We start from the raw sequence: 242 nt of genomic DNA, 5'->3' as shown, positions 1-242 counted from the left end.
ATACAATGCAGCGCTTACTTTCTTCACTCAGTTGCGCGCTAACAGCGGCATCAAACGCTTTTTTAAAGTCGTTAAAGTGCTGCTCGTTAATACTTAAACCAGCAGCCATGGCGTGGCCACCAAATTTATTAATTAAGTGTGGGTCGGCTGTATTAAGCCCTTCGAGTAAATCGCGCATGTGCAGCCCTTCAATAGAGCGGCACGAGCCTTTAATTTCAGCGTTTTCGCCACCAGCAAATATA

1 protein-coding gene is annotated in these 242 nt (G+C 45.5%); it reads right to left on the bottom strand.

All coding sequences use genetic code 11. From position 1 onward, the window contains the following. The coding region (locus AAEZ18_RS19505; RefSeq protein WP_352256101.1) for a DHHA1 domain-containing protein at nt 1-242 on the bottom strand (242 nt) is incomplete at both ends.

This window comes from Pseudoalteromonas sp. 19-MNA-CIBAN-0066, assembly GCF_040308705.1.
Taxonomy (GTDB): domain Bacteria; phylum Pseudomonadota; class Gammaproteobacteria; order Enterobacterales; family Alteromonadaceae; genus Pseudoalteromonas; species Pseudoalteromonas nigrifaciens.
Note: the sequence above shows the minus strand (reverse complement) of the source record. Positions and strands in the feature narration are given on the sequence as shown.